Here is a 20,775-nt window from a genome sequence, read left to right as displayed (position 1 = left end):
GGCGCAGCTGGCGCCCGGCCCTTTCACTTTAGTGATGAACCAGCATGCCGGTCAGCCAGTAGGCCTGGACCAGAGTGATCAGGCCGACGATGGTGGCGAAGAACAGGCTGTGCTTGACGGTGAAGCGGAACAGATCGGATTCCTTGCCGACCAGGCCGGTAGCGGCGCAAGCCACGGCGATCGACTGCGGCGAAATCATCTTGCCGGTTACGCCGCCGCTGGTGTTGGCGGCCACCAGCAGGGTGTCGTTGACCCCGATCTGGTGCGCGGTGGTGGCCTGCAGCGAGCTGAACAGGGCGTTGGACGAAGTGTCCGAGCCCGTCAGGAACACGCCCAGCCAGCCGAGGAACGGCGAGAAGAACGGGAAGGCAGCGCCAGTGCCGGCCAGCACCAGAGCCATGGTCGAGGACATGCCCGAGTAGTTGGTGACGAAGGCAAAGGCCAGCACCATGCCGATCGACAGGATTGGCCAGCGCAGTTCCCAGAAGGTCTCCTTGAAAGTGGTCAGACCAGTTTTGAAGTTGATCTTCAGCACGGCCATGGAGATCAGCGCCGACAGGAAGATCGCGGTGCCGGTGGCAGAGATCGGGTCGAGCTTGAACACCGCCGGCATGGCGGTCGGCGCGGCGACGATCGGCGCGGTCTTGATCACCAGCTGGTCGAGGTGCGGGATGGCAAAATTGAACACGAAGTTGTACATCGCGCCGCCTGGGGCGAAGGCTGCCTTGAACGGCTTCAGGGTCCAGATGGTGACCAGCACGGTAAGGATCAGGAACGGCGACCAGGCCTTGAAAATTTCGCCAAAGCTGTAGGGCGTCGGCTGGCTGCCGGTCGGCTGCACCACGGCGGCGCCAACGCTGCCTTTGGCTTCGCTGAACGAGCGCTTGGGCTGCCAGACTTTCAGGAACAGGGTCAGGCAGATCAGGCTGGCCAGCGCCGAGGTGATGTCCGGCAGCTCGGGGCCGATGAAGTTCGAGGTGAAGTACTGGGTCACGGCGAAGCTCAGGCCGGCGACCAGGGCGGCAGGCCAGGTTTCCTTCACGCCGCGCAGCCCGTCCATCATGAACACCAGCCAGAACGGTACGAACAACGACAGCAGCGGCAGCTGGCGGCCGGTCATGGCGCCGATGTGGAAGGCGTCGATACCGGTGACCTGGCCGGCCACGATGATCGGGATGCCCAGGGCGCCGAAGGCCACCGGTGCGGTGTTGGCGATCAGGCACAGGCCGGCGGCGTACAGTGGGTTGAAGCCCAGGCCTACCAGCAGCGCTGCGGTAATTGCCACCGGTGCACCAAAGCCCGCCGCCCCTTCCAGGAAGGCACCGAAGCAGAAGCCGATCAGCAGCACTTGCAGGCGCTGGTCGTCGGTGATCGACAGCACCGAGCTGCGGATCACTTCGAACTGGCCGCTCTTGACCGTGAGTTTGTACAGGAACACCGCGGCAACGATGATCCAGGCAATGGGCCAGAGGCCGTAGAGGAAGCCATAACCCGCGGCGGCGAAAGCCATGTCGACAGGCATCTGGAAGGCGAAGATCGCCACCAGGATCGACAGCGCGAGGGTGATGCTGCCCGCCACGTGGCCCTTGAGGCGGAACACGGCGAGGGCAAGGAAGAAGAACACAATGGGAATGACCGCCGCCAGTGCGGACAAGCCAAGACTACCAAGCGGGCTATAGAGTTGTTGCCAGGTTTGCATATGGGGTGGCCCCTAATTGTTGTTGGTCAGCACTGGCATTGGATAATTGGTAAGACCAATTTACAATGACTGGGCGCTAGGTTAAAAGCGCCGTCGTGGGTGTGTCAATTTGTCCTGTGCAAAACTTTGGTCGGGTACCGATGAACGGGCGCCTGGTGCGCTGGGAAAATCGTGGCTTGATGGGTGTTTGCGCGGCCTGGATCGGCGAGAATAGGCGCCCCCTGAAATCTGCCGGGGGTTTGTGGAGAGCATGTGATGGTTTTTGATCAGGTCCGCCAACGGCGCCTGTCCGACGATATTGTCGATCGGTTGGAAGGGATGATTCTGGAAGGCACGCTGACCTCGGGGCAGCGGCTGCCGGCCGAGCGCGTCCTCGCCGAGCAGTTCGGCGTGTCTCGCCCGTCACTGCGTGAGGCGATCCAGAAGCTGGTGGCCAAGGGGCTGCTGGTCAGCCGCCAGGGAGGGGGCAATTTTGTAGCCGAATCCCTGGGCTCCACGTTCAGCGACCCGTTGCTGCAATTGCTTGAGCACAGTGCAGAGGCGCAGCGCGATCTGCTCGAATTCCGCCATACCCTGGAAGCGTCCTGTGCGTATTACGCAGCCCAGCGCGCCACCGAGCCAGACCGGGCGCGGCTGAAGGCAGCCTTCGATGTGCTTCAGGACTGCTATTCCAGGGTCGACGAAGTGACCCGGGCAGAAGAGGGCGTGGCGGATGCGCGCTTCCACCTGGCGATCGCCGAGGCCAGTCATAACGCGGTGTTGCTACACACCATCCGTGGCTTGTTCGACCTGCTCAAGCGCAACGTGGTGACCAACATCGGTGGCATGTACCAGCAGCGCACCGAAACCCGGGACATGCTGATTAGTCAGCATCGGGAGCTTTACCTGGCGATTGTCGAGGGCAGGGCGGAGGATGCGCGAGAAATATCCAGCCGGCACATTCTGTATGTGCAGGAAGTGCTGGCAGAGGCGCAGCAAGAGGCGCAGCGGGTGGCGCGGGCAGAGCGGCGCAGCGGTCGCTGACCTTCGCTGGTCTCATCGCCGGCAAGCCAGCTCCCACAGGTGTTGCATTGGCTGTGAGCCGTGTGCAGTACCTGTGGAAGCTGGCTTGCCGGCGATGAGGCCAGAACAGGCTAACCGAAAGATCTGGTCTCCCACAGGTGTTGCATTGGCTGTGAGCCCTATGCAGTACCTGTGGGAGCTGGCTTGCCGGCGATGAGGCCAGAACAGGCTAACCGAAAGATCTAGTCTTCCTTGCCCTTGTTGCGCACAGCCCGCTGCAGCTCGCGGTTGGAATCGCGTTCGCGCACCGTGTCGCGCTTGTCGAATTCCTTCTTGCCCTTGCCCAGTGCGATTTCACACTTGATCAGGTGCTTGCTCCAGTACAGCGACATGGCGACGCAGGTGTAACCCTTTTGCGCCACCGCCGCTTCCAGGCGCTCGAGCTCGCGCTTGTTCAGCAGCAGCTTGCGCGTGCGCATCGGGTCGGCGATGACATGCGTGCTGGCCGTGGTCAGCGGGGTGATGTGGCTGCCGAACAGCCAGGCTTCGCCGTCCTTGAGCAGCACGTAGCTGTCAACGAGGTGCGCCTTGCCGGCCCGCAGGCTTTTTACTTCCCAGCCGGACAGGACCAGCCCGGCCTCGAACTTGTGTTCGATGAAGTAATCGTGTCGCGCTTTCTTGTTCTGCGCGATGGTCCCGGTCGGATGTTTTTTTTGCTTAGCCATAGGGGCGGCATTATAGGCAAGTCCGCGCGTCGTCCGCTATGGGATTTCGGTGTGCTTGAGCCACTGCAATGAATACCGGACAATACAGCCCCTGTCTTGTCGACAGAACCTGTTTTCGGCACGCTGCGAAGCGCCGCCACCCAGCCTTGGAAGTGATGCCTGGATGACTACCCATATTCAACGCTCCGCCCTGCTGCCATACCCTGCCCAGGCGCTCTACGATCTGGTCAACGATGTGGCCAGCTACCCAGAGTTCCTGCCGTGGTGCTCGGCTTCGACGGTGCTCGAGTGCAGCGACACGCACATGCGTGCCAAGCTCGAAGTGGCCAAGGGTGGCATGAGCCAGCACTTCGTCACGCGTAACGTGCTGGTGCCTGGGCAGTCCATCGAGATGAACCTGGAAGAGGGGCCGTTCACCCAGTTGCATGGCCTGTGGGTGTTCAAGCCGTTGGGTGAGAAAGCCTGCAAGATCAGCCTGGACCTGTCGTTCGATTATGCCGGGTCAATCGTGCGCGCTACCTTGGGGCCTCTTTTCAACCAGGCCGCCAACACCCTGGTGGACGCCTTCTGCCAGCGCGCCAAGCAACTGAATGCCTGACGCATAGAGCGGCAACAAAAAGCCCGGATCATGTCCGGGCTTTTTTGCATCTGCTGTCCCGGTTACCGGGTTTCCAGCGGTGCCGGGGTCGGCACTGGCGTAGTTTCGATGGTGTCGATCTCGCGCTGGATGGACTCTTCTACCGAGCCTGGCTTGGCCGGTTTTTCTTCAGGCTGCGTAGCAGGTTGTGCTGGCTGCTCGGTCTGGCTTGCCGGGCTTACCGTGGTGTCGCTGCTGCCACCGAGGATTTCCTGGTCGCGGCTGACGCCTGGCATGAAGTCACCCGACAGGCTGACCAGCTGGTCGCTTTCATTGAAGAAAATGCTCATGCGTTCTTGCTGACGTTTACCGCCACCAGGCTGCAAGCTGTACAGGTAGTCCCACCGATTGGTGTTGAACGTATCCTGAATGAGCGGGTTGCCCATGATAAACCTTACTTGCCGTCGGGTCATTCCGGGGCGTAATTGGTCTATCATGTCCTGCGTGACGACATTGCCCTGCTGGATGTCGATTTTGTAAACCCCGGGAAACGAGCAACCGGCGAGTGCGAGCAGTCCCACTAGGGTGAGGCTGGTTAGCAAGAGCTTGGTGTTTTGCATCGGTGGGCGACTTCCACTATCTTGGCTGGACAACGTAAACCCCGATCATACCCGTATTAAGAGAAGCTGCGAAGCAGCATCGGCGAGAAAGCTGACCATGGTTGAAAATAGCGAATTACGCAAAGCCGGTCTCAAGGTGACCCTGCCTCGAGTGAAGATCCTTCAGATGCTCGATTCCACCGAGCAGCGTCACATGAGTGCCGAGGACGTCTACAAAGCGCTGATGGAAGCAGGTGAAGACGTCGGCCTGGCCACTGTTTATCGCGTGCTGACCCAGTTCGAAGCGGCGGGGCTGGTTGTTCGCCACAACTTCGACGGCGGCCATGCAGTGTTCGAGCTGGCCGATGGCGGTCACCACGACCATATGGTTGACGTGGATACCAGCGAAGTTATCGAATTCATGGATGCCGCGATTGAAAAGCGTCAGCGTGAGATTGTGGAAGAGCACGGTTTCGAGCTGGTGGACCACAATCTGGTCCTGTACGTGCGTAAGAAAAAGTAACGTTTTTTATCGTTATAAATAACAAAGGCGACCCTCGGGTCGCCTTTGTGCTTTCTGCTTTGGGCAGATGAATTTGGTGGCCTGCACTGGCCCTATCGCCGGCAAGCCAGCTCCTACCTCGATCGCATTGGGCTCAGGCCAGGCGCTGTCCCTGTGGGGGCTGGCTTGCCGGCGATAGGGCCAGTGCAGGAAGGATCAGGCCTTGCCGGAAACCACCATCTTGCGCGCATGCGCCAGGGATTCCTTGGTCAGGTCGATGCCGCCCAGCATTCGCGCCACCTCTTCGACCCGCTCCCGCTTGCCCAGGCTGGCGACGGCGGTGTGTGTGGTGTCGCTGTTGCGCACCTTGTGCACGAACAGGTGCTGGTGTCCTTGCGCTGCCACCTGCGGCAGGTGGGTTACGGTCAGCACCTGGCCACGCTCGCCCAGGCGGCGGAGCAGCTGGCCGACGATTTCAGCGGTAGGCCCACCGATGCCTACGTCGACTTCGTCGAATACCAGGGTCGGAATGCGCGAGGTTTGCGCGGTAATGACCTGGATGGCCAGGCTGATGCGTGAAAGCTCGCCACCCGATGCCACCTTGGCCAGGCCCTTGAGCGGTTGGCCGGGGTTGGCGCTGACCAGCAGCTCGATCTGCTCCAGCCCGTGGGGCGACAAGTCTGCCGCGTCGTTGGCGGTAAGCTCGATGCGGAAGCGCCCGCCGGGCATGCCAAGGCGCTGGATTTCCTGTTCTACCGCCCCTGACAGCTGCTGCGCAGCCTGTTGGCGCAGGCCACTGAGTTCGCGCGCTTTCTCTTTATAGTGCTGGGCAAATGCGGTCAGTTCTTCTCCTAGCCGCTCGATCGATTCGTCACTGGCGTTCAGGCCTTCCAGTTCTTCCATCAGCTGCTGTTGCAGGTGGGGCAGTTCGGTCGGGTGAACGCGGTGTTTACGCGCCAGGGTGTAGATGGTGTCGAGGCGCTCTTCCAGCGCCTGCAGGCGCATGGGGTCGGCATCGAAGTTGTCGAGGAAGCGATTGAGCTCGCCAACGGCTTCCTCTACCTGGATCTGGGCACTGGCGATCAGGTTGGCCGCCTCACCGAGTGCTTTCGGCGAGTGGGTCGCTGCACCCAGGCGGTTGAGGCTTGAGGTGAGGGCGCTGAGCACATTGCCCGAATCGCTCTCGCTGCACTGGTCGATCACCTGGCGGCAGATGCCAAACAGGGCTTCGGCGCTGGTCAGGTTCTTGTGTTCCTGCTCCAGTTGCTCCAGTTCGTGCTCGCCCAGGCCGAGGTTGTCCAGCTCCTCCAGCTGGTAGCTGAGCAGCTGATGACGCGCGCGCTGCTCGTCGCCGGAATTGGACAGGCGCTCGAGCTCCAGGCGGGTCTGGTTCCAGCGCTTGGCGGCCAGTTGCACCTGACGCGACAGGTCGACGGCGCCGGCATACTCGTCGAGCAGGCGACGGTGGGTGTCGGCCTTGAGCAGCGACTGGTGCTCGTGCTGGCTGTGGATATCGATCAGCAGCTCCCCCAGCGCCTTGAGGTCGCCGAGTGGGCAGGGCGTGCCATTGATGTAGCCACGGCTGCGGCCTTCGGCAGTGATCACCCGGCGCAGGATGCACAGGCCTTCGTTGGCCAGGTCGCGCTCGGCCAGCCAGGTATGGGCCTCGGGGATGTCCACCAGGTCGAAGGTGGCGAGGATGTCGGCCTTGTCGGTGCCTGGGCGCACCACGCCGCTGTCGGCCCGGTCGCCCAGGGCCAGACCTAGGGCGTCGAGCATGATCGATTTGCCGGCACCGGTCTCGCCCGTGATGACGGACATGCCGCGGGCAATTTCGAGGTCGAGGTGCTCGACGATGGCATAGTTGTGAATGGACAGGTGCACCAGCATGAGGGGCGGCTCCCGAGAGTCTTGTCTGGTTATTTATACAGTACTTTTTTCAGGCCTGCCAATGCCCCTTGGCAGATTCTGTTGCGGCCGGGAAATCCATCGTGCCCCTTGAAGCTGGTTTTTCCGGCCCCATATAGCCGACATCACAGGCGAGCCTGGCTCGCAGTCCACAAAATTGCGCAGGAGAGACCCCATGGCTGATGAACAGCTGAACGAGAACAACCTTAACGTCGAAGAAGCCGCTGCAGGCAACGCTGCCGAGGCCCGTGTTCTGGAGCTCGAGGAGCAGCTGGCAACAGCCAAGGACCAAGCGCTGCGCGCCGTCGCCGACGTGCAGAATGCCCGCCGTCGGGCCGAGCAGGACGTGGAGAAAGCCCACAAGTTCGCCCTGGAGAAATTCTCCAGCGACCTGCTGCCGGTGATCGACAGCCTGGAACTGGCCCTGGCCCACTCCAGTGCCGACGATGAGCACGTCAAGCAGATCCGCGAAGGCGTCGAGCTGACCCTGAAGATGTTCCAGGACACCCTGAAGCGCTACAACCTCGAAGCTGTCGACCCGCACGGCCAGCCGTTCAACCCTGAGCACCACCAGGCGATGGCCATGCAGGAGAATGCTGAAGTAGAGCCCAACAGCGTGCTGAACGTGTTCCAGAAGGGTTACCTGCTGAACGGCCGCCTGCTGCGCCCCGCCATGGTGGTGGTCAGCAAGGCGCCGAGCGCGGCGCAACCCTCGATCAATGAAAAGGCTTGAAATCCGTCGGGGCAACCCCATCTAGGTGTCAAGCCTTCAAGTATTACCGCAGTTGGCCAAAGTAGTCGCTGCTAACAAATTCAAGTTTCGGGAGAGTTAACATGGGCAAAATCATCGGTATCGACCTGGGGACCACCAACTCGTGCGTCTCCATTCTGGAAAACGGTAACGTCAAGGTCATCGAAAACGCCGAAGGTGCGCGCACTACCCCTTCGATCGTGGCCTACGCCAACGATGGCGAAATCCTGGTAGGTCAGTCGGCCAAGCGCCAGGCTGTTACCAATCCGCACAACACCCTGTTCGCGGTAAAGCGCCTGATTGGCCGCCGCTTCGAAGAGCAGGTGGTGCAGAAAGACATCCAGCTGGTTCCGTACAAAATCGCCAAGGCCGACAACGGTGACGCCTGGGTCGAAGTGAACGGCCAGAAAATGGCGCCGCCGCAAATCAGCGCCGAAGTGCTGAAAAAGATGAAGAAAACCGCCGAAGACTACCTCGGCGAGCCAGTGACCGAAGCGGTCATCACCGTGCCGGCCTACTTCAATGACAGCCAGCGCCAGGCGACCAAGGACGCCGGCCGCATTGCAGGTCTGGACGTAAAACGCATCATCAACGAACCGACCGCTGCTGCGCTGGCCTACGGCATGGACAAGGCCAAGGGCGACCACACTGTCATCGTTTATGACCTGGGTGGCGGTACCTTCGACGTTTCGGTCATCGAAATCGCCGAAGTCGACGGTGAGCACCAGTTTGAAGTACTGGCCACCAACGGCGACACCTTCCTGGGTGGCGAAGACTTCGACATGCTGCTGATCGACTACCTGGTCGAAGAGTTCAAGAAAGAGTCGGGCATGAACCTGAAAGGCGATCCGCTGGCCATGCAGCGCCTGAAGGAAGCTGCCGAGAAGGCCAAGATCGAGCTGTCGTCCGCTCAGTCGACCGACGTGAACCTGCCGTACATCACTGCAGACGCTACCGGTCCTAAGCACCTGAACGTGAAAATCTCCCGCGCCAAGCTGGAGTCGCTGGTTGAAGAGCTGGTGCAGCGCACCATCGAGCCTTGCCGCATCGCCCTGAAAGATGCCGGCATCGATGCCAGCAAGATCGACGACGTGATCCTGGTCGGTGGCCAGACCCGTATGCCGCTGGTGCAGAAAACCGTTGCCGACTTCTTCGGTAAAGAAGCCCGCAAGGACGTCAACCCGGACGAAGCTGTGGCCATGGGTGCTGCCATCCAGGGTGCTGTTCTGGCCGGTGACGTGAAAGACGTGCTGCTGCTGGACGTCAGTCCGCTGACCCTGGGTATCGAAACCATGGGTGGCGTGATGACCCCGCTGATCGAGAAGAACACCACCATCCCGACCAAGAAGTCGCAGGTGTTCTCGACTGCCGACGACAACCAGGGCGCCGTGACCATTCACGTGCTGCAGGGCGAGCGCAAGCAAGCCGCCAGCAACAAGTCGCTGGGCAAGTTCGACCTGGCTGACATCCCGCCAGCACCGCGGGGTGTTCCGCAGATCGAAGTGACCTTCGACATTGACGCCAACGGCATCCTGCACGTCGGCGCCAAAGACAAGGCCACCGGCAAGACCCAGTCGATCGTGATCAAGGCCAACTCCGGCCTGTCCGACGAAGAAATCGAGAAAATGGTGCGTGACGCCGAGGCCAATGCCGAGGAAGACCGCAAGTTCGAAGAACTGGCCGCTGCCCGTAACCAGGGTGATGCACTGGTTCACTCGACCCGCAAGATGGTCGCTGACGCAGGTGACAAGGTCACCGCTGAAGAGAAAACCGCCATCGAGGCCGCTGTGGTTGCCCTGGAAGCCGCTGTCAAAGGCGACGACAAGGCTGCGATCGACGCCAAGGTCGAAGAGCTGTCCAAGGTCTCTGCCCCGGTTGCCCAGAAGATGTACGCCGAGCAGTCGGCCGAACAGCCTCAGGGCGGCGCGCAGCAGGCCGAGCCGGAAGCCAAGCACGATGACGTGGTTGACGCCGAGTTCGAAGAAGTAAAAGGCGACGACAAGAAGTAATCGTTGCATGTTGTCGGCCAGCTCACCGCCGTTTGGCGGTGAGCTGGTAGGATGTCGCCGCGCGGGGGCTTGCTCCCGCGTTGGCGTATCTGGAATTCGAGAATTTTTACAGCATTTGTCGACGCCCCAGGCGGGCAGGCGGCAGGTGCTGATGGCGCGGCGCAGATGCCAGACGCCCAACAAGGTGCAAATGACCTATGTCCAAGCGTGATTATTATGAGGTTCTGGGTGTCGAGCGCGGCGCCAGCGAATCTGACCTCAAGAAGGCCTACCGCCGTCTGGCGATGAAGTATCACCCAGACCGCAACCCGGGCGACAAAGAGTCGGAAGACATGTTCAAGGAGGCCAACGAGGCCTACGAAGTGCTGTCTGATGCCAGCAAGCGCGCGGCCTTCGACCAGTACGGTCATGCCGGCGTCGACCCAAGCATGGGGGCTGGCGGTGCCGGCTTCGGTGGCGCCAACTTCTCCGACATCTTCGGCGATGTGTTCAGTGACTTCTTCGGTGGTGGTGGGGGGCGCGGTGGCGGCCGCGGCGGTGCCCAGCGCGGCAGCGACCTGCGCTACACGCTGGAGCTGAACCTGGAAGAAGCGGTGCGTGGCACCACGGTCAGCATTCGCGTGCCTACGCTGGTCAACTGCCAGCCTTGCGACGGTTCCGGTGCCAAGAAGGGTTCGACCCCGTCGACCTGCCCGACCTGCGGCGGCATCGGCCAGGTGCGCATGCAGCAGGGCTTCTTCTCGGTGCAGCAGACCTGCCCGCGCTGCCATGGCCAAGGCAAGATCATTACCGATCCGTGTGGCTCGTGCCACGGCGAAGGCCGCGTCGAGGAATACAAGACGCTGTCGGTCAAGGTGCCGGCAGGTGTCGATACCGGTGACCGCATTCGCCTGTCGGGTGAGGGCGAGGCGGGTACCCATGGTGGCCCGACTGGCGACCTGTATGTAGTGATCAGCGTGCGTGAGCACGAGATCTTCCAGCGCGACGGCAAGCACCTGTACTGCGAAGTGCCGATCAGCTACACCGATGCTGCCCTGGGTGGCGAGCTGGAAGTGCCGACCCTCGACGGTCGCGTGAAGCTGAAGATTCCGGAAGGCACCCAGACCGGCAAGCAGTTCCGCCTGCGTGGCAAGGGTGTGGCGCCAGTGCGTGGTGGTGGTGCCGGTGACCTGCTGTGCCGTGTCGCGGTGGAAACCCCGGTCAACCTCAGCCGCCGCCAGCGTGAATTGCTCGAAGAGCTGCGTGACTCGCTGGAAGGGGACAGCTCCCACTCGCCCAAGGCCAGTGGCTGGTTCGATGGCGTGAAGCGCTTCTTCGGCGACCTCTGACAAGGAAATGGCTATGCGACGTATTGCAGTAATGGGTGCGGCAGGGCGAATGGGCAAGACCCTGATCGAAGCCGTGCAGCAACACCCGGGTGCAGGGCTGACGGCGGCGATCGATCGCCCGGACAGCTCGCTGGTCGGTGCGGACGCCGGTGAGCTGGCGGCCCTGGGCCGTATCGGCGTGCTGCTGTCCGACGACGTGGCCAAGGTGGCTGACGAGTTCGACGTGCTGATCGATTTCACGCACCCTTCGGTGACCCTGAAGAACCTGGCGTTCTGCCGTAAGCACGGCAAGGCGATGATCATCGGCACCACCGGTTTCAGCGTCGAGGAAAAGCAGTTGCTGGCTGAGGCGGGCAAGGACATTCCCATCGTCTTTGCCGCCAACTTCAGCGTTGGGGTGAACCTTAGCCTCAAGTTGCTGGACATGGCGGCGCGGGTGCTGGGTGATGATGTCGACATCGAAATCATCGAGGCGCACCACCGGCACAAGGTCGATGCGCCGTCGGGTACTGCGCTGCGCATGGGTGAAGTGGTTGCCAATGCGCTGGGCCGTGACCTGCAGGAAGTGGCGGTTTACGGCCGTGAAGGCCAGACCGGTGCGCGTGACCGCAAGACCATCGGCTTCGCTACCGTGCGTGCCGGTGATGTGGTCGGTGACCATACCGTGCTGTTCGCCGCCGAAGGCGAGCGCCTGGAAATCACCCACAAGGCTTCCAGCCGCATGACCTTCGCCAAGGGCGCGGTGCGTGCGGCGCTGTGGCTGGATGGGCGCGATGCTGGCCTGTACGATATGCAGGATGTGCTCGAACTGCGTTAAGCCGTTGGAGCGCTGTTGGTTTCTTCGCGGGCTTGCCCGCTCCCGCAGGATTTGTACCGGGCGCAGACTTTGTGCGGTCCCTGTGGGAGCGGGTTTACCCGCGAAGAAGCCACCGCCGGTGTCAGTCTGTCGCATTCATGTGTTTTAGAGACACATATACGGTAGACCGAAAACGCACTTTTCTGTAAGCTACAGCTTTAGTGTGTCCACTAAAAGCGCGCAGCGAATTGAATTCAGCACATGAAAGCGGGGTGACGTGTCCATACGTCACTCCGCTTTTTTGCAACCTGCGATCGCCCTTTCATGCTTGATTTACGGGAGGTCTTCTTGACAAAGCCAGCCATACTCGCCCTTGCCGACGGCAGTATTTTTCGCGGTGAAGCCATTGGTGCCGACGGTCAGACCGTTGGTGAGGTGGTATTCAACACCGCTATGACCGGCTACCAGGAAATCCTTACAGACCCTTCCTATGCGCAGCAAATCGTTACCCTGACCTACCCGCACATTGGCAACACCGGCACCACGCCGGAAGACGCCGAGTCGAACCGTGTCTGGTCCGCTGGCCTGGTCATCCGTGACCTGCCGCTGCTGGCCAGCAACTGGCGTAACACCCAGTCGCTGCCTGAGTACCTCAAGGCCAACAATGTGGTTGCCATTGCCGGCATCGACACCCGTCGCCTGACCCGAATCCTGCGCGAAAAGGGCGCCCAGAACGGTTGCATCCTCGCCGGTGACAACATCAGCGAAGAGGCCGCCATTGCTGCCGCCCGCGGCTTCCCAGGCCTCAAAGGCATGGACCTGGCCAAGGTCGTCTCCACCACCGAGCGTTACGAGTGGCGCTCCAGCGTGTGGGAGCTGAAGACCGACAGCCACCCGACCATCGACGCCGCCGACCTGCCGTACCACGTGGTTGCCTTCGACTACGGCGTCAAGCTGAACATCCTGCGCATGCTGGTCGCCCGTGGCTGCCGCGTGACCGTGGTGCCGGCCCAGACCCCGGCCAGCGAAGTACTGGCACTCAACCCGGACGGCGTGTTCCTGTCCAACGGCCCGGGTGACCCGGAGCCGTGCGACTACGCCATCCAGGCGATCAAGGAAATCCTCGAGACCGAGATCCCGGTATTCGGCATCTGCCTCGGCCACCAGTTGCTGGCCCTGGCTTCCGGTGCCAAGACCGTGAAAATGGGCCACGGCCACCACGGTGCCAACCACCCGGTCCAGGACCTGGACACCGGCGTGGTCATGATCACCAGTCAGAACCACGGCTTTGCCGTTGACGAGGCGACCCTGCCGGCTAACGTCCGCGCCATCCACAAGTCGCTGTTCGACGGCACCCTGCAGGGTCTCGAGCGCACCGACAAGAGCGCGTTCAGCTTCCAGGGTCACCCTGAGGCGAGCCCAGGCCCGACCGACGTCGCGCCACTGTTCGATCGTTTCACCGATGCCATGGCCAAGCGCCGCTGAGCATCCTGCTTCAAGGCCCCGGGCCGGCACCTGCCGCGCCCGGACGCGCCTGACCCAGATTGTTCAAAGCGGCTTGCCGACTGACCCCGGATTTGAGTGACCACCATGCCAAAACGTACAGACATCAAAAGCATCCTGATTCTCGGTGCCGGCCCGATCGTGATCGGCCAGGCCTGCGAATTCGACTACTCCGGCGCCCAGGCCTGTAAAGCCCTGCGCGAGGAAGGTTTCCGCGTCATCCTGGTGAACTCCAACCCAGCCACCATCATGACCGACCCGGCCATGGCCGACGCCACCTACATCGATCCGATCAAATGGCAGACTGTGGCCAAGATCATCGAGAAAGAGCGCCCGGACGCCGTTTTGCCGACCATGGGTGGCCAGACCGCACTTAACTGTGCCCTGGACCTGGAGCGCCACGGCGTTCTGGAAAAGTTCGGCGTAGAAATGATCGGCGCCAACGCTGACACCATCGACAAGGCTGAAGATCGTTCGCGCTTCGACAAGGCGATGAAGGCCATCGGCCTGGAGTGCCCGCGCTCCGGTATCGCCCACAGCATGGAAGAGGCCAATGCGGTCCTCGAAAAGCTCGGCTTCCCGTGCATCATCCGCCCGTCGTTCACCATGGGTGGCACCGGCGGTGGTATTGCCTACAACCGTGAAGAGTTCGAAGAAATCTGCACCCGTGGTCTGGACCTGTCGCCGACCAAAGAGCTGCTGATCGACGAATCGCTGATCGGCTGGAAAGAATACGAGATGGAAGTGGTCCGCGACAAAAAGGACAACTGCATCATCGTCTGCTCGATCGAGAACTTCGACCCGATGGGTGTGCACACCGGTGACTCGATCACCGTTGCCCCGGCACAGACCCTGACCGACAAGGAATACCAGATCATGCGCAACGCCTCGCTGGCGGTGCTGCGTGAAATCGGTGTCGAAACCGGCGGTTCCAACGTGCAGTTCGGTATCTGCCCAGACACCGGCCGGATGGTCGTCATCGAGATGAACCCGCGCGTATCGCGTTCGTCCGCCCTGGCGTCCAAGGCCACCGGCTTCCCGATCGCCAAGATTGCCGCCAAGCTGGCCATTGGTTACACCCTCGACGAACTGCAGAACGACATCACCGGCGGCCGCACCCCGGCTTCGTTCGAGCCGTCGATCGACTACGTTGTCACCAAGTTGCCGCGCTTTGCCTTCGAAAAATTCCCGAAAGCCGACGCCCGCCTGACCACCCAGATGAAATCCGTGGGTGAAGTCATGGCCATCGGCCGGACCTTCCAGGAATCCCTGCAGAAAGCCCTGCGCGGTCTGGAAGTCGGCGCCTGCGGCCTCGACCCGAAAGTCGACCTGGCCAGCCCTGAAGCCGCCAGCATTCTCAAGCGCGAGCTGACCGTGCCGGGCGCCGAGCGTATCTGGTACGTCGCCGACGCCATGCGTTCGGGCATGACCTGCGAAGAGATCTTCGCCCTGACCGGCATCGACATGTGGTTCCTGGTGCAGATGGAAGATCTGATCAAGGAAGAAGAGAAGGTCAAGACCCTGGCCCTGTCGGCCATCGACAAGGCGATGATGCTGCGCCTCAAGCGCAAAGGTTTCTCGGACCAGCGACTGGCTGTTCTGCTCGGTATCACCGACAAGAACCTGCGCCGTCACCGCCACAAGCTGGAAGTGTTCCCGGTCTACAAGCGCGTCGACACCTGCGCCGCCGAATTCGCCACCGACACCGCCTACCTGTACTCCACTTACGAGGAAGAGTGCGAGGCCAATCCGTCGACCCGCGACAAGATCATGATCCTCGGTGGCGGCCCTAACCGTATCGGCCAAGGGATCGAGTTCGACTACTGCTGCGTACACGCGGCCCTGGCGCTGCGCGAAGACGGTTACGAGACCATCATGGTCAACTGCAACCCGGAAACCGTCTCCACCGACTACGACACCTCCGACCGCCTGTACTTCGAGCCGTTGACCCTGGAAGACGTGCTGGAAGTGTGCCGCGTCGAGAAGCCGAAAGGCGTCATCGTCCACTACGGCGGCCAGACCCCGCTGAAACTGGCCCGTGCCCTGGAAGAAGCCGGCGTACCGATCATCGGCACCAGCCCGGATGCCATCGACCGTGCCGAAGACCGTGAGCGCTTCCAGCAAATGGTGCAGCGTCTGAACCTGCTGCAGCCGCCAAACGCCACCGTGCGCAGCGAAGAAGAAGCCATTCGCGCAGCGGGCAGCATCGGCTACCCGCTGGTGGTGCGCCCGTCCTACGTACTCGGCGGCCGCGCGATGGAGATCGTCTACGAACTGGACGAGCTCAAGCGCTACCTGCGCGAAGCGGTACAAGTTTCCAACGACAGCCCGGTACTGCTCGACCACTTCCTCAACTGCGCCATCGAGATGGACGTGGATGCGGTGTGCGACGGCACCGACGTGGTGATCGGCGCCATCATGCAGCACATCGAGCAGGCCGGCGTTCACTCCGGTGACTCGGCATGCTCGCTGCCACCTTACTCGCTGAGCAAGGAAGTGCAGGACGAAGTCCGCGAACAGGTCAAGAAAATGGCCCTGGAGCTGGGCGTGGTCGGCCTGATGAACGTGCAGCTGGCCCTGCAGGGCGACAAGATCTACGTGATCGAAGTCAACCCGCGTGCTTCGCGTACCGTGCCGTTCGTGTCCAAATGCATCGGCACCTCCCTGGCGATGATCGCGGCCCGCGTCATGGCTGGCAAAACCCTGAAAGAGCTTGGCTTCACCCAGGAAATCATCCCGAACTTCTACAGCGTCAAGGAAGCCGTGTTCCCGTTCGCCAAGTTCCCGGGGGTTGACCCGATCCTCGGCCCTGAGATGAAATCGACCGGTGAAGTCATGGGCGTCGGCGACAGCTTCGGCGAAGCCTTTGCCAAGGCCCAGATGGGCGCCAGCGAAGTGCTGCCGACTGGCGGTACCGCGTTCATCAGCGTGCGCGATGACGACAAGCCACAAGTGGCTGGCGTTGCCCGCGACCTGATTGCCCTGGGCTTCGAAGTGGTTGCTACTGCTGGCACCGCCAAGGTCATCGAGGCGGCTGGCCTGAAAGTGCGCCGTGTGAACAAGGTGACCGAAGGTCGCCCGCACGTGGTCGACATGATCAAGAACGACGAAGTGTCGCTGATCATCAACACCACCGAAGGCCGCCAGTCGATCGCCGATTCGTACTCGATTCGTCGCAATGCGCTGCAGCACAAGATTTACTGCACCACTACCATTGCGGCCGGTGAAGCCATCTGCGAAGCGCTGAAATTCGGTCCCGAGAAGACCGTTCGTCGCTTGCAAGATCTGCATGCAGGACTCGAAGCATGAGCATTACGAAATACCCGATGACCGTCCAGGGCGCTCGCGCCCTGGAAGAGGAGCACCTGTTCCTGAGCAAGACCGAGCGCCCGCGCCTGAGTCAGGCGATCGGTGAAGCCCGCGAGCTGGGTGACCTCAAGGAAAACGCCGAATACCATGCTGCCCGCGAAGAGCAGGGTATGGTCGAGGCCCGTATCCGTGATATCGAAGGCCGTCTGCAAAACTCGGTAGTGATCGACGTGACCACCATTGCCCATACCGGCAAGGTCATTTTCGGTACCACCGTGGAGCTGGCCAACACTGAAACCGACGAGCGTGTGAAGTATCAGATCGTCGGCGAAGATGAAGCTGACGTGAAGAAAGGCAAGCTGTCGAGCAGCGCGCCTATCGCCCGTGCCATCATCGGCAAGGAAGAAGGCGACGTCGTCGTCATCAAGACGCCAAGCGGCACGGTCGAGTACGAGATTGTCGAAGTCCAGCACATCTGACCGGCGCCTGCGGGCGCCATCCCTCGAGGGGATCCTCTGGCAGCTGGCCCAGGTTTTCTGGGTCGGTGGCCTGTGGGTGTTTCACGTGGGGCTGGTGCCCGCGCTCAAGGTCAGTGGCCTGGCGCCGTTGCTGGTGCAGGACATCGCCGGGCAGATCGACCGCTGGTTGATCGGCGTGGCGTTGTTGGGGTTATTGACCCAGCTGGCGGTGCTGGCGAGGGTTGACGGCCTGGCGGCCTGGTGGCGGCAGTTCCGGGGCCAGATGCTGCTGCTCGGCTTCGCTGCCTGCGTGGGGTACTACACCTTGCGCTACGGTATTTCCGTAGGCGAGCGCTGGCAGATGTTCTGCTTCCTGGTGCTGGGCTTTTCCGGCATCGTGCTGGTAGCCCAGCCAGTCCCGGTCAGGGCGCGGTTGACGCGCCGCTGAGCGGAGCCACCGTTACTTGTAGCGGTGGATGTTGGACAGCTGCTTGTTCGGCTGTGGGTTCTTGCGGTAGATCAGGGCTTTCTTGCCGATGGTCTGCACCAGCTCGGCACGGCCGGCCTTGCACAATTGGGCAATGGTTTCGGCCCGTTCTTCGCGATCTTCCGAGCGAATCTCGACCTTGATCAGCTCATGGTCGGCCAGGGCGCGTTCCAGTTCGGCGATGACGCCTTCATTCAAACCGTTGCCAGCAACGATCAGGACCGGCTTCAGGTCATGACCAATGGACTTGTATTGCTTCTTCTGCTCGTTATTGAGCGGCATAATCTGACCCTTTCTGTCTGATTCTGTAAAATTGACCGGCATTTTACCCGAGGGCCACCGGCTCCGCCCAGTCAATCACGACGCATATCATCGAGGTGCCCCGTGGTACAACGTTCCAAAAGCAGCGCAAACTGGCTGCGAGAGCATTTCAACGACCCTTTTGTTAAACAGGCACAGAAGGATGGCTACCGCTCGCGTGCGAGCTACAAACTGCTGGAGATCCAGGAAAAGGACCGTCTGATCCGCCCCGGCATGAGCGTGATCGACCTCGGCGCCGCCCCGGGTGGCTGGTCGCAGGTGACCAGTCGTCTGATTGGTGGCCAGGGCCGTCTGATCGCCTCCGACATTCTGGAAATGGACTCGATCCCCGATGTGACCTTCATCCAGGGCGACTTCACCCATGATTCAGTGCTGCAGCAGATTCTCGAGGCGGTCGGTGATACGCATGTAGACCTTGTGATTTCCGACATGGCCCCCAATATGAGTGGTACGCCCGAAGTGGACATGCCGCGTGCCATGTTCCTCTGCGAGCTGGCCCTGGATCTGGCAACCCGCGTGCTCAAGCCCGGCGGTGATTTCCTGATCAAGATTTTCCAGGGCGAAGGCTTCGACATGTACCTGAAGGACGTGCGCACCAAGTTCGACAAGGTGCAGATGCGCAAGCCGTCTTCTTCGCGCGACCGTTCTCGCGAGCAGTACTTGCTGGGCAAGGGTTTCAAAGGCGTTTGAAAAGGCGTGCTACGGGTGGCCGATAGTTATTTCCAATCGGCCCTCCCGTCTGGATCGTCCGAACTTCGTGTAGTCTAGCTTTCACAAAGGGTTACAGACGGTGCCTGCGGCTGCGTAGGTAATGTAGTAAGTTAGGGCGATGAATATCATGCGAGGCACGGCTGCGTCGTGCGCCGGCCTCAGAGGGTAGCGAATTGAACGACATGGCAAAGAATCTGATCCTGTGGTTGATCATCGCAGCTGTCCTGGTGACAGTGATGAACAACTTCTCCAGCCCTAACGAGCCGCAGACCCTCAACTATTCCGACTTCATCCAGCAGGTCAAGGATGGCAAGGTCGAGCGTGTGACTGTCGACGGCTACATCATTACCGGCAAGCGCGCCGACGGCGACAACTTCAAGACCGTGCGCCCGGCCATTACCGACAACGGCCTGATCGGCGACCTGGTCGACAACCACGTGGTCGTTGAAGGCAAGCAGCCGGAACAGCAGAGCATCTGGACCCAGTTGCTGGTTGCCAGCTTCCCGATCCTGGTCATCATTGCCGTGTTCATGTTCTTCATGCGCCAGATGCAGGGCGGTGCAGGCGGCAAGGGCGGGCCGATGAGCTTCGGCAAGAGCAAGGCACGCCTGCTTTCCGAAGACCAGGTCAAGACTACCCTGGCCGACGTTGCGGGCTGCGACGAGGCCAAGGAAGAGGTTGGCGAGCTGGTCGAGTTCCTGCGTGATCCGGGCAAGTTCCAGCGCCTGGGTGGCCGTATCCCGCGCGGTGTGTTGATGGTCGGCCCACCCGGTACCGGTAAGACCCTGCTGGCCAAGGCCATCGCTGGCGAGGCGAAAGTGCCGTTCTTCACCATTTCCGGTTCGGACTTCGTGGAAATGTTCGTCGGTGTCGGTGCCAGCCGTGTGCGCGACATGTTCGAGCAGGCCAAGAAGCACGCCCCGTGCATCATCTTCATCGACGAAATCGACGCCGTTGGTCGCCACCGTGGTGCCGGCATGGGCGGCGGTCACGACGAGCGCGAGCAAACCCTCAACCAGTTGCTGGTAGAGATGGACGGCTTCGAGATGAACGACGGCATCATCGTCATCGCGGCTACCAACCGTCCGGACGTGCTCGACCCGGCGCTGCTGCGTCCTGGTCGCTTCGACCGTCAGGTAGTGGTTGGGCTGCCGGACATCCGCGGTCGCGAACAGATCCTCAAGGTGCACATGCGCAAGGTGCCGGTCGGCGATAACGTCAACCCGGCGGTGATTGCCCGTGGTACTCCAGGCTTCTCCGGTGCCGACCTGGCCAACCTGGTCAACGAGGCTTCGCTGTTTGCCGCACGCTCCAACAAGCGCCTGGTCGAAATGAAAGAGTTCGAGCTGGCCAAGGACAAGATCATGATGGGCGCCGAGCGCAAGACCATGGTCATGTCGGAAAAAGAAAAGCGCAACACCGCTTACCACGAGGCTGGCCACGCCATTGTCGGTCGACTGGTGCCTGAGCACGACCCGGTCTACAAGGTTTCGATCATCCCGCGCGGTCGCGCCCTGGGTGTGACCATGTTCCTGCCGGAAGAGGACCGCTACAGCCTGTCCAAGCGCGCGCTGATCAGCCAGATCTGTTCGCTGTACGGTGGCCGTATCGCCGAAGAAATGACCCTGGGCTTCGATGGCGTCACCACCGGTGCGTCCAACGACATCATGCGTGCCAGCCAGATCGCTCGCAACATGGTCACCAAGTGGGGCTTGTCCGAGAAGCTCGGCCCGCTGATGTACGCCGAGGAAGAGGGCGAAGTGTTCCTCGGTCGTAGCGCCGGCAGCCAGCATGCCAGCGTCTCCGGCGAGACCGCCAAGCTGATCGACTCCGAGGTGCGCAGCATCATCGATCAGTGCTACGCCACTGCCAAGCAGTTGCTCATCGAAAACCGCGACAAGCTCGAGGCGATGACCGAAGCGCTGATGAAGTATGAAACCATCGATGCCGATCAGATTGACGACATCATGGCCGGGCGCACCCCACGCGAACCGCGTGACTGGGACGATGACAAGAACTCGGGCACGCCAGCGGCCCAGGATGATCGTCCAGAATCGCCAATCGGCGGCCCGGCAGCTCAACACTAAGGG

At 61.4% G+C, this 20,775-nt stretch carries 18 protein-coding genes; 13 read left to right on the top strand and 5 right to left on the bottom strand.

Features of this window, described 5'->3' with window-relative positions:
• Window positions 1-28: 28 nt before the first annotated feature.
• Entirely contained in the window at window positions 29-1,699 is a 1,671-nt protein-coding gene (locus tag AC5O5I_RS24585; protein WP_172222462.1) for a lactate permease LctP family transporter, read from the bottom strand.
• Between the two features lie 255 nt (window positions 1,700-1,954).
• Here AC5O5I_RS24585 and AC5O5I_RS24580 point away from each other — a divergent pair, with 255 nt between their 5' ends.
• Entirely contained in the window at window positions 1,955-2,722 is a 768-nt protein-coding gene (locus AC5O5I_RS24580; protein WP_172286926.1) for an FCD domain-containing protein, read from the top strand.
• Window positions 2,723-2,943: 221 nt separating this feature from the next.
• Here the strand turns inward: AC5O5I_RS24580 and smpB are convergent, their stop codons facing one another.
• Window positions 2,944-3,426 (bottom strand): SsrA-binding protein SmpB, encoded by a 483-nt coding sequence (gene smpB / locus AC5O5I_RS24575; RefSeq protein ID WP_172222482.1) that lies wholly within the window; start codon window positions 3,424-3,426, stop codon window positions 2,944-2,946.
• A 163-nt stretch (window positions 3,427-3,589) separates the two neighbouring features.
• On the opposite strand from smpB, the gene AC5O5I_RS24570 reads away from it, so the two are divergent.
• Window positions 3,590-4,024 (top strand): type II toxin-antitoxin system RatA family toxin, encoded by a 435-nt coding sequence (locus tag AC5O5I_RS24570; RefSeq protein WP_172222485.1) that lies wholly within the window; start codon window positions 3,590-3,592, stop codon window positions 4,022-4,024.
• Window positions 4,025-4,086: 62 nt separating this feature from the next.
• On the opposite strand, the gene AC5O5I_RS24565 is transcribed toward AC5O5I_RS24570, so the two are convergent.
• Window positions 4,087-4,623, bottom strand: a complete 537-nt coding sequence (locus AC5O5I_RS24565; RefSeq protein WP_172222490.1) for an outer membrane protein assembly factor BamE — start codon at window positions 4,621-4,623, stop codon at window positions 4,087-4,089.
• A 97-nt stretch (window positions 4,624-4,720) separates the two neighbouring features.
• Here AC5O5I_RS24565 and fur point away from each other — a divergent pair, with 97 nt between their 5' ends.
• Entirely contained in the window at window positions 4,721-5,125 is a 405-nt protein-coding gene (fur, locus tag AC5O5I_RS24560) for a ferric iron uptake transcriptional regulator (RefSeq protein WP_172222494.1), read from the top strand.
• A gap of 195 nt (window positions 5,126-5,320) precedes the next feature.
• Here the strand turns inward: fur and recN are convergent, their stop codons facing one another.
• Window positions 5,321-6,994 carry a DNA repair protein RecN gene (recN, locus tag AC5O5I_RS24555; RefSeq protein ID WP_172222499.1) on the bottom strand — a complete coding sequence of 558 codons (1,674 nt, stop codon included), beginning with the start codon at window positions 6,992-6,994 and terminating at the stop codon, window positions 5,321-5,323.
• Window positions 6,995-7,187: 193 nt separating this feature from the next.
• On the opposite strand from recN, the gene grpE reads away from it, so the two are divergent.
• The 8 genes from grpE (at window position 7,188) to AC5O5I_RS24515 (ending at window position 17,614) form a co-directional block, all read left to right on the top strand.
• Complete coding sequence (grpE, locus tag AC5O5I_RS24550; RefSeq protein WP_172222502.1) at window positions 7,188-7,745, top strand: nucleotide exchange factor GrpE; 558 nt, start codon at window positions 7,188-7,190, stop codon at window positions 7,743-7,745.
• A 101-nt stretch (window positions 7,746-7,846) separates the two neighbouring features.
• Complete coding sequence (gene dnaK, locus AC5O5I_RS24545; protein ID WP_172222503.1) at window positions 7,847-9,772, top strand: molecular chaperone DnaK; 1,926 nt, start codon at window positions 7,847-7,849, stop codon at window positions 9,770-9,772.
• Window positions 9,773-9,969: 197 nt separating this feature from the next.
• The gene (gene dnaJ, locus AC5O5I_RS24540; RefSeq protein WP_172222504.1) at window positions 9,970-11,100 is read left to right on the top strand and encodes a molecular chaperone DnaJ; all 1,131 of its coding nucleotides are present in this window, start codon (window positions 9,970-9,972) and stop codon (window positions 11,098-11,100) included.
• A 13-nt stretch (window positions 11,101-11,113) separates the two neighbouring features.
• Window positions 11,114-11,917, top strand: a complete 804-nt coding sequence (dapB, locus tag AC5O5I_RS24535) for a 4-hydroxy-tetrahydrodipicolinate reductase (RefSeq protein ID WP_172222505.1) — start codon at window positions 11,114-11,116, stop codon at window positions 11,915-11,917.
• Window positions 11,918-12,244: 327 nt separating this feature from the next.
• A complete protein-coding gene (gene carA / locus AC5O5I_RS24530) occupies window positions 12,245-13,381 on the top strand; it encodes a glutamine-hydrolyzing carbamoyl-phosphate synthase small subunit (protein ID WP_172222511.1) in 1,137 nt (378 codons plus the stop codon).
• 105 nt (window positions 13,382-13,486) lie between these two features.
• A complete protein-coding gene (gene carB, locus AC5O5I_RS24525; protein ID WP_494511713.1) occupies window positions 13,487-16,708 on the top strand; it encodes a carbamoyl-phosphate synthase large subunit in 3,222 nt (1,073 codons plus the stop codon).
• Window positions 16,705-17,187 (top strand): transcription elongation factor GreA, encoded by a 483-nt coding sequence (greA, locus tag AC5O5I_RS24520; protein WP_172230874.1) that lies wholly within the window; start codon window positions 16,705-16,707, stop codon window positions 17,185-17,187. Before carB ends, greA begins: the two co-directional genes overlap by 4 nt.
• Window positions 17,165-17,614, top strand: coding sequence for an MFS transporter (locus AC5O5I_RS24515; RefSeq protein WP_172230871.1), 450 nt, complete (start codon window positions 17,165-17,167; stop codon window positions 17,612-17,614). The genes greA and AC5O5I_RS24515 overlap by 23 nt, the downstream gene beginning before the upstream one ends.
• A gap of 12 nt (window positions 17,615-17,626) precedes the next feature.
• Here AC5O5I_RS24515 and yhbY read toward each other — a convergent pair whose 3' ends face one another.
• Window positions 17,627-17,935, bottom strand: coding sequence for a ribosome assembly RNA-binding protein YhbY (gene yhbY, locus AC5O5I_RS24510; protein ID WP_172230868.1), 309 nt, complete (start codon window positions 17,933-17,935; stop codon window positions 17,627-17,629).
• Window positions 17,936-18,037: 102 nt separating this feature from the next.
• Here yhbY and rlmE point away from each other — a divergent pair, with 102 nt between their 5' ends.
• Together rlmE and ftsH are read left to right on the top strand one after the other, a co-directional pair.
• Window positions 18,038-18,664 (top strand): 23S rRNA (uridine(2552)-2'-O)-methyltransferase RlmE, encoded by a 627-nt coding sequence (rlmE, locus tag AC5O5I_RS24505; RefSeq protein WP_172230865.1) that lies wholly within the window; start codon window positions 18,038-18,040, stop codon window positions 18,662-18,664.
• A 203-nt stretch (window positions 18,665-18,867) separates the two neighbouring features.
• Entirely contained in the window at window positions 18,868-20,772 is a 1,905-nt protein-coding gene (gene ftsH / locus AC5O5I_RS24500; RefSeq protein WP_494511712.1) for an ATP-dependent zinc metalloprotease FtsH, read from the top strand.
• Window positions 20,773-20,775 lie beyond the last annotated feature (3 nt).

This window comes from Pseudomonas sp. 9_2_1, assembly GCF_059295275.1.
Note: the sequence above shows the minus strand (reverse complement) of the source record. Positions and strands in the feature narration are given on the sequence as shown.

What these genes read in the sequence shown, in the direction of transcription:
- AC5O5I_RS24585 (WP_172222462.1), bottom strand. Translation starts at nt 1,699, where the DNA reads ATGCAAACCTGGCAACAACTCTATAGCCCGCTTGGTAGTCTTGGCTTG.
- AC5O5I_RS24580 (WP_172286926.1), top strand. Translation starts at nt 1,955, where the DNA reads ATGGTTTTTGATCAGGTCCGCCAACGGCGCCTGTCCGACGATATTGTC.
- smpB (WP_172222482.1), bottom strand. Translation starts at nt 3,426, where the DNA reads ATGGCTAAGCAAAAAAAACATCCGACCGGGACCATCGCGCAGAACAAG.
- AC5O5I_RS24570 (WP_172222485.1), top strand. Translation starts at nt 3,590, where the DNA reads ATGACTACCCATATTCAACGCTCCGCCCTGCTGCCATACCCTGCCCAG.
- AC5O5I_RS24565 (WP_172222490.1), bottom strand. Translation starts at nt 4,623, where the DNA reads ATGCAAAACACCAAGCTCTTGCTAACCAGCCTCACCCTAGTGGGACTG.
- fur (WP_172222494.1), top strand. Translation starts at nt 4,721, where the DNA reads ATGGTTGAAAATAGCGAATTACGCAAAGCCGGTCTCAAGGTGACCCTG.
- recN (WP_172222499.1), bottom strand. Translation starts at nt 6,994, where the DNA reads ATGCTGGTGCACCTGTCCATTCACAACTATGCCATCGTCGAGCACCTC.
- grpE (WP_172222502.1), top strand. Translation starts at nt 7,188, where the DNA reads ATGGCTGATGAACAGCTGAACGAGAACAACCTTAACGTCGAAGAAGCC.
- dnaK (WP_172222503.1), top strand. Translation starts at nt 7,847, where the DNA reads ATGGGCAAAATCATCGGTATCGACCTGGGGACCACCAACTCGTGCGTC.
- dnaJ (WP_172222504.1), top strand. Translation starts at nt 9,970, where the DNA reads ATGTCCAAGCGTGATTATTATGAGGTTCTGGGTGTCGAGCGCGGCGCC.
- dapB (WP_172222505.1), top strand. Translation starts at nt 11,114, where the DNA reads ATGCGACGTATTGCAGTAATGGGTGCGGCAGGGCGAATGGGCAAGACC.
- carB (WP_494511713.1), top strand. Translation starts at nt 13,487, where the DNA reads ATGCCAAAACGTACAGACATCAAAAGCATCCTGATTCTCGGTGCCGGC.
- greA (WP_172230874.1), top strand. Translation starts at nt 16,705, where the DNA reads ATGAGCATTACGAAATACCCGATGACCGTCCAGGGCGCTCGCGCCCTG.
- yhbY (WP_172230868.1), bottom strand. Translation starts at nt 17,935, where the DNA reads ATGCCGCTCAATAACGAGCAGAAGAAGCAATACAAGTCCATTGGTCAT.
- ftsH (WP_494511712.1), top strand. Translation starts at nt 18,868, where the DNA reads ATGGCAAAGAATCTGATCCTGTGGTTGATCATCGCAGCTGTCCTGGTG.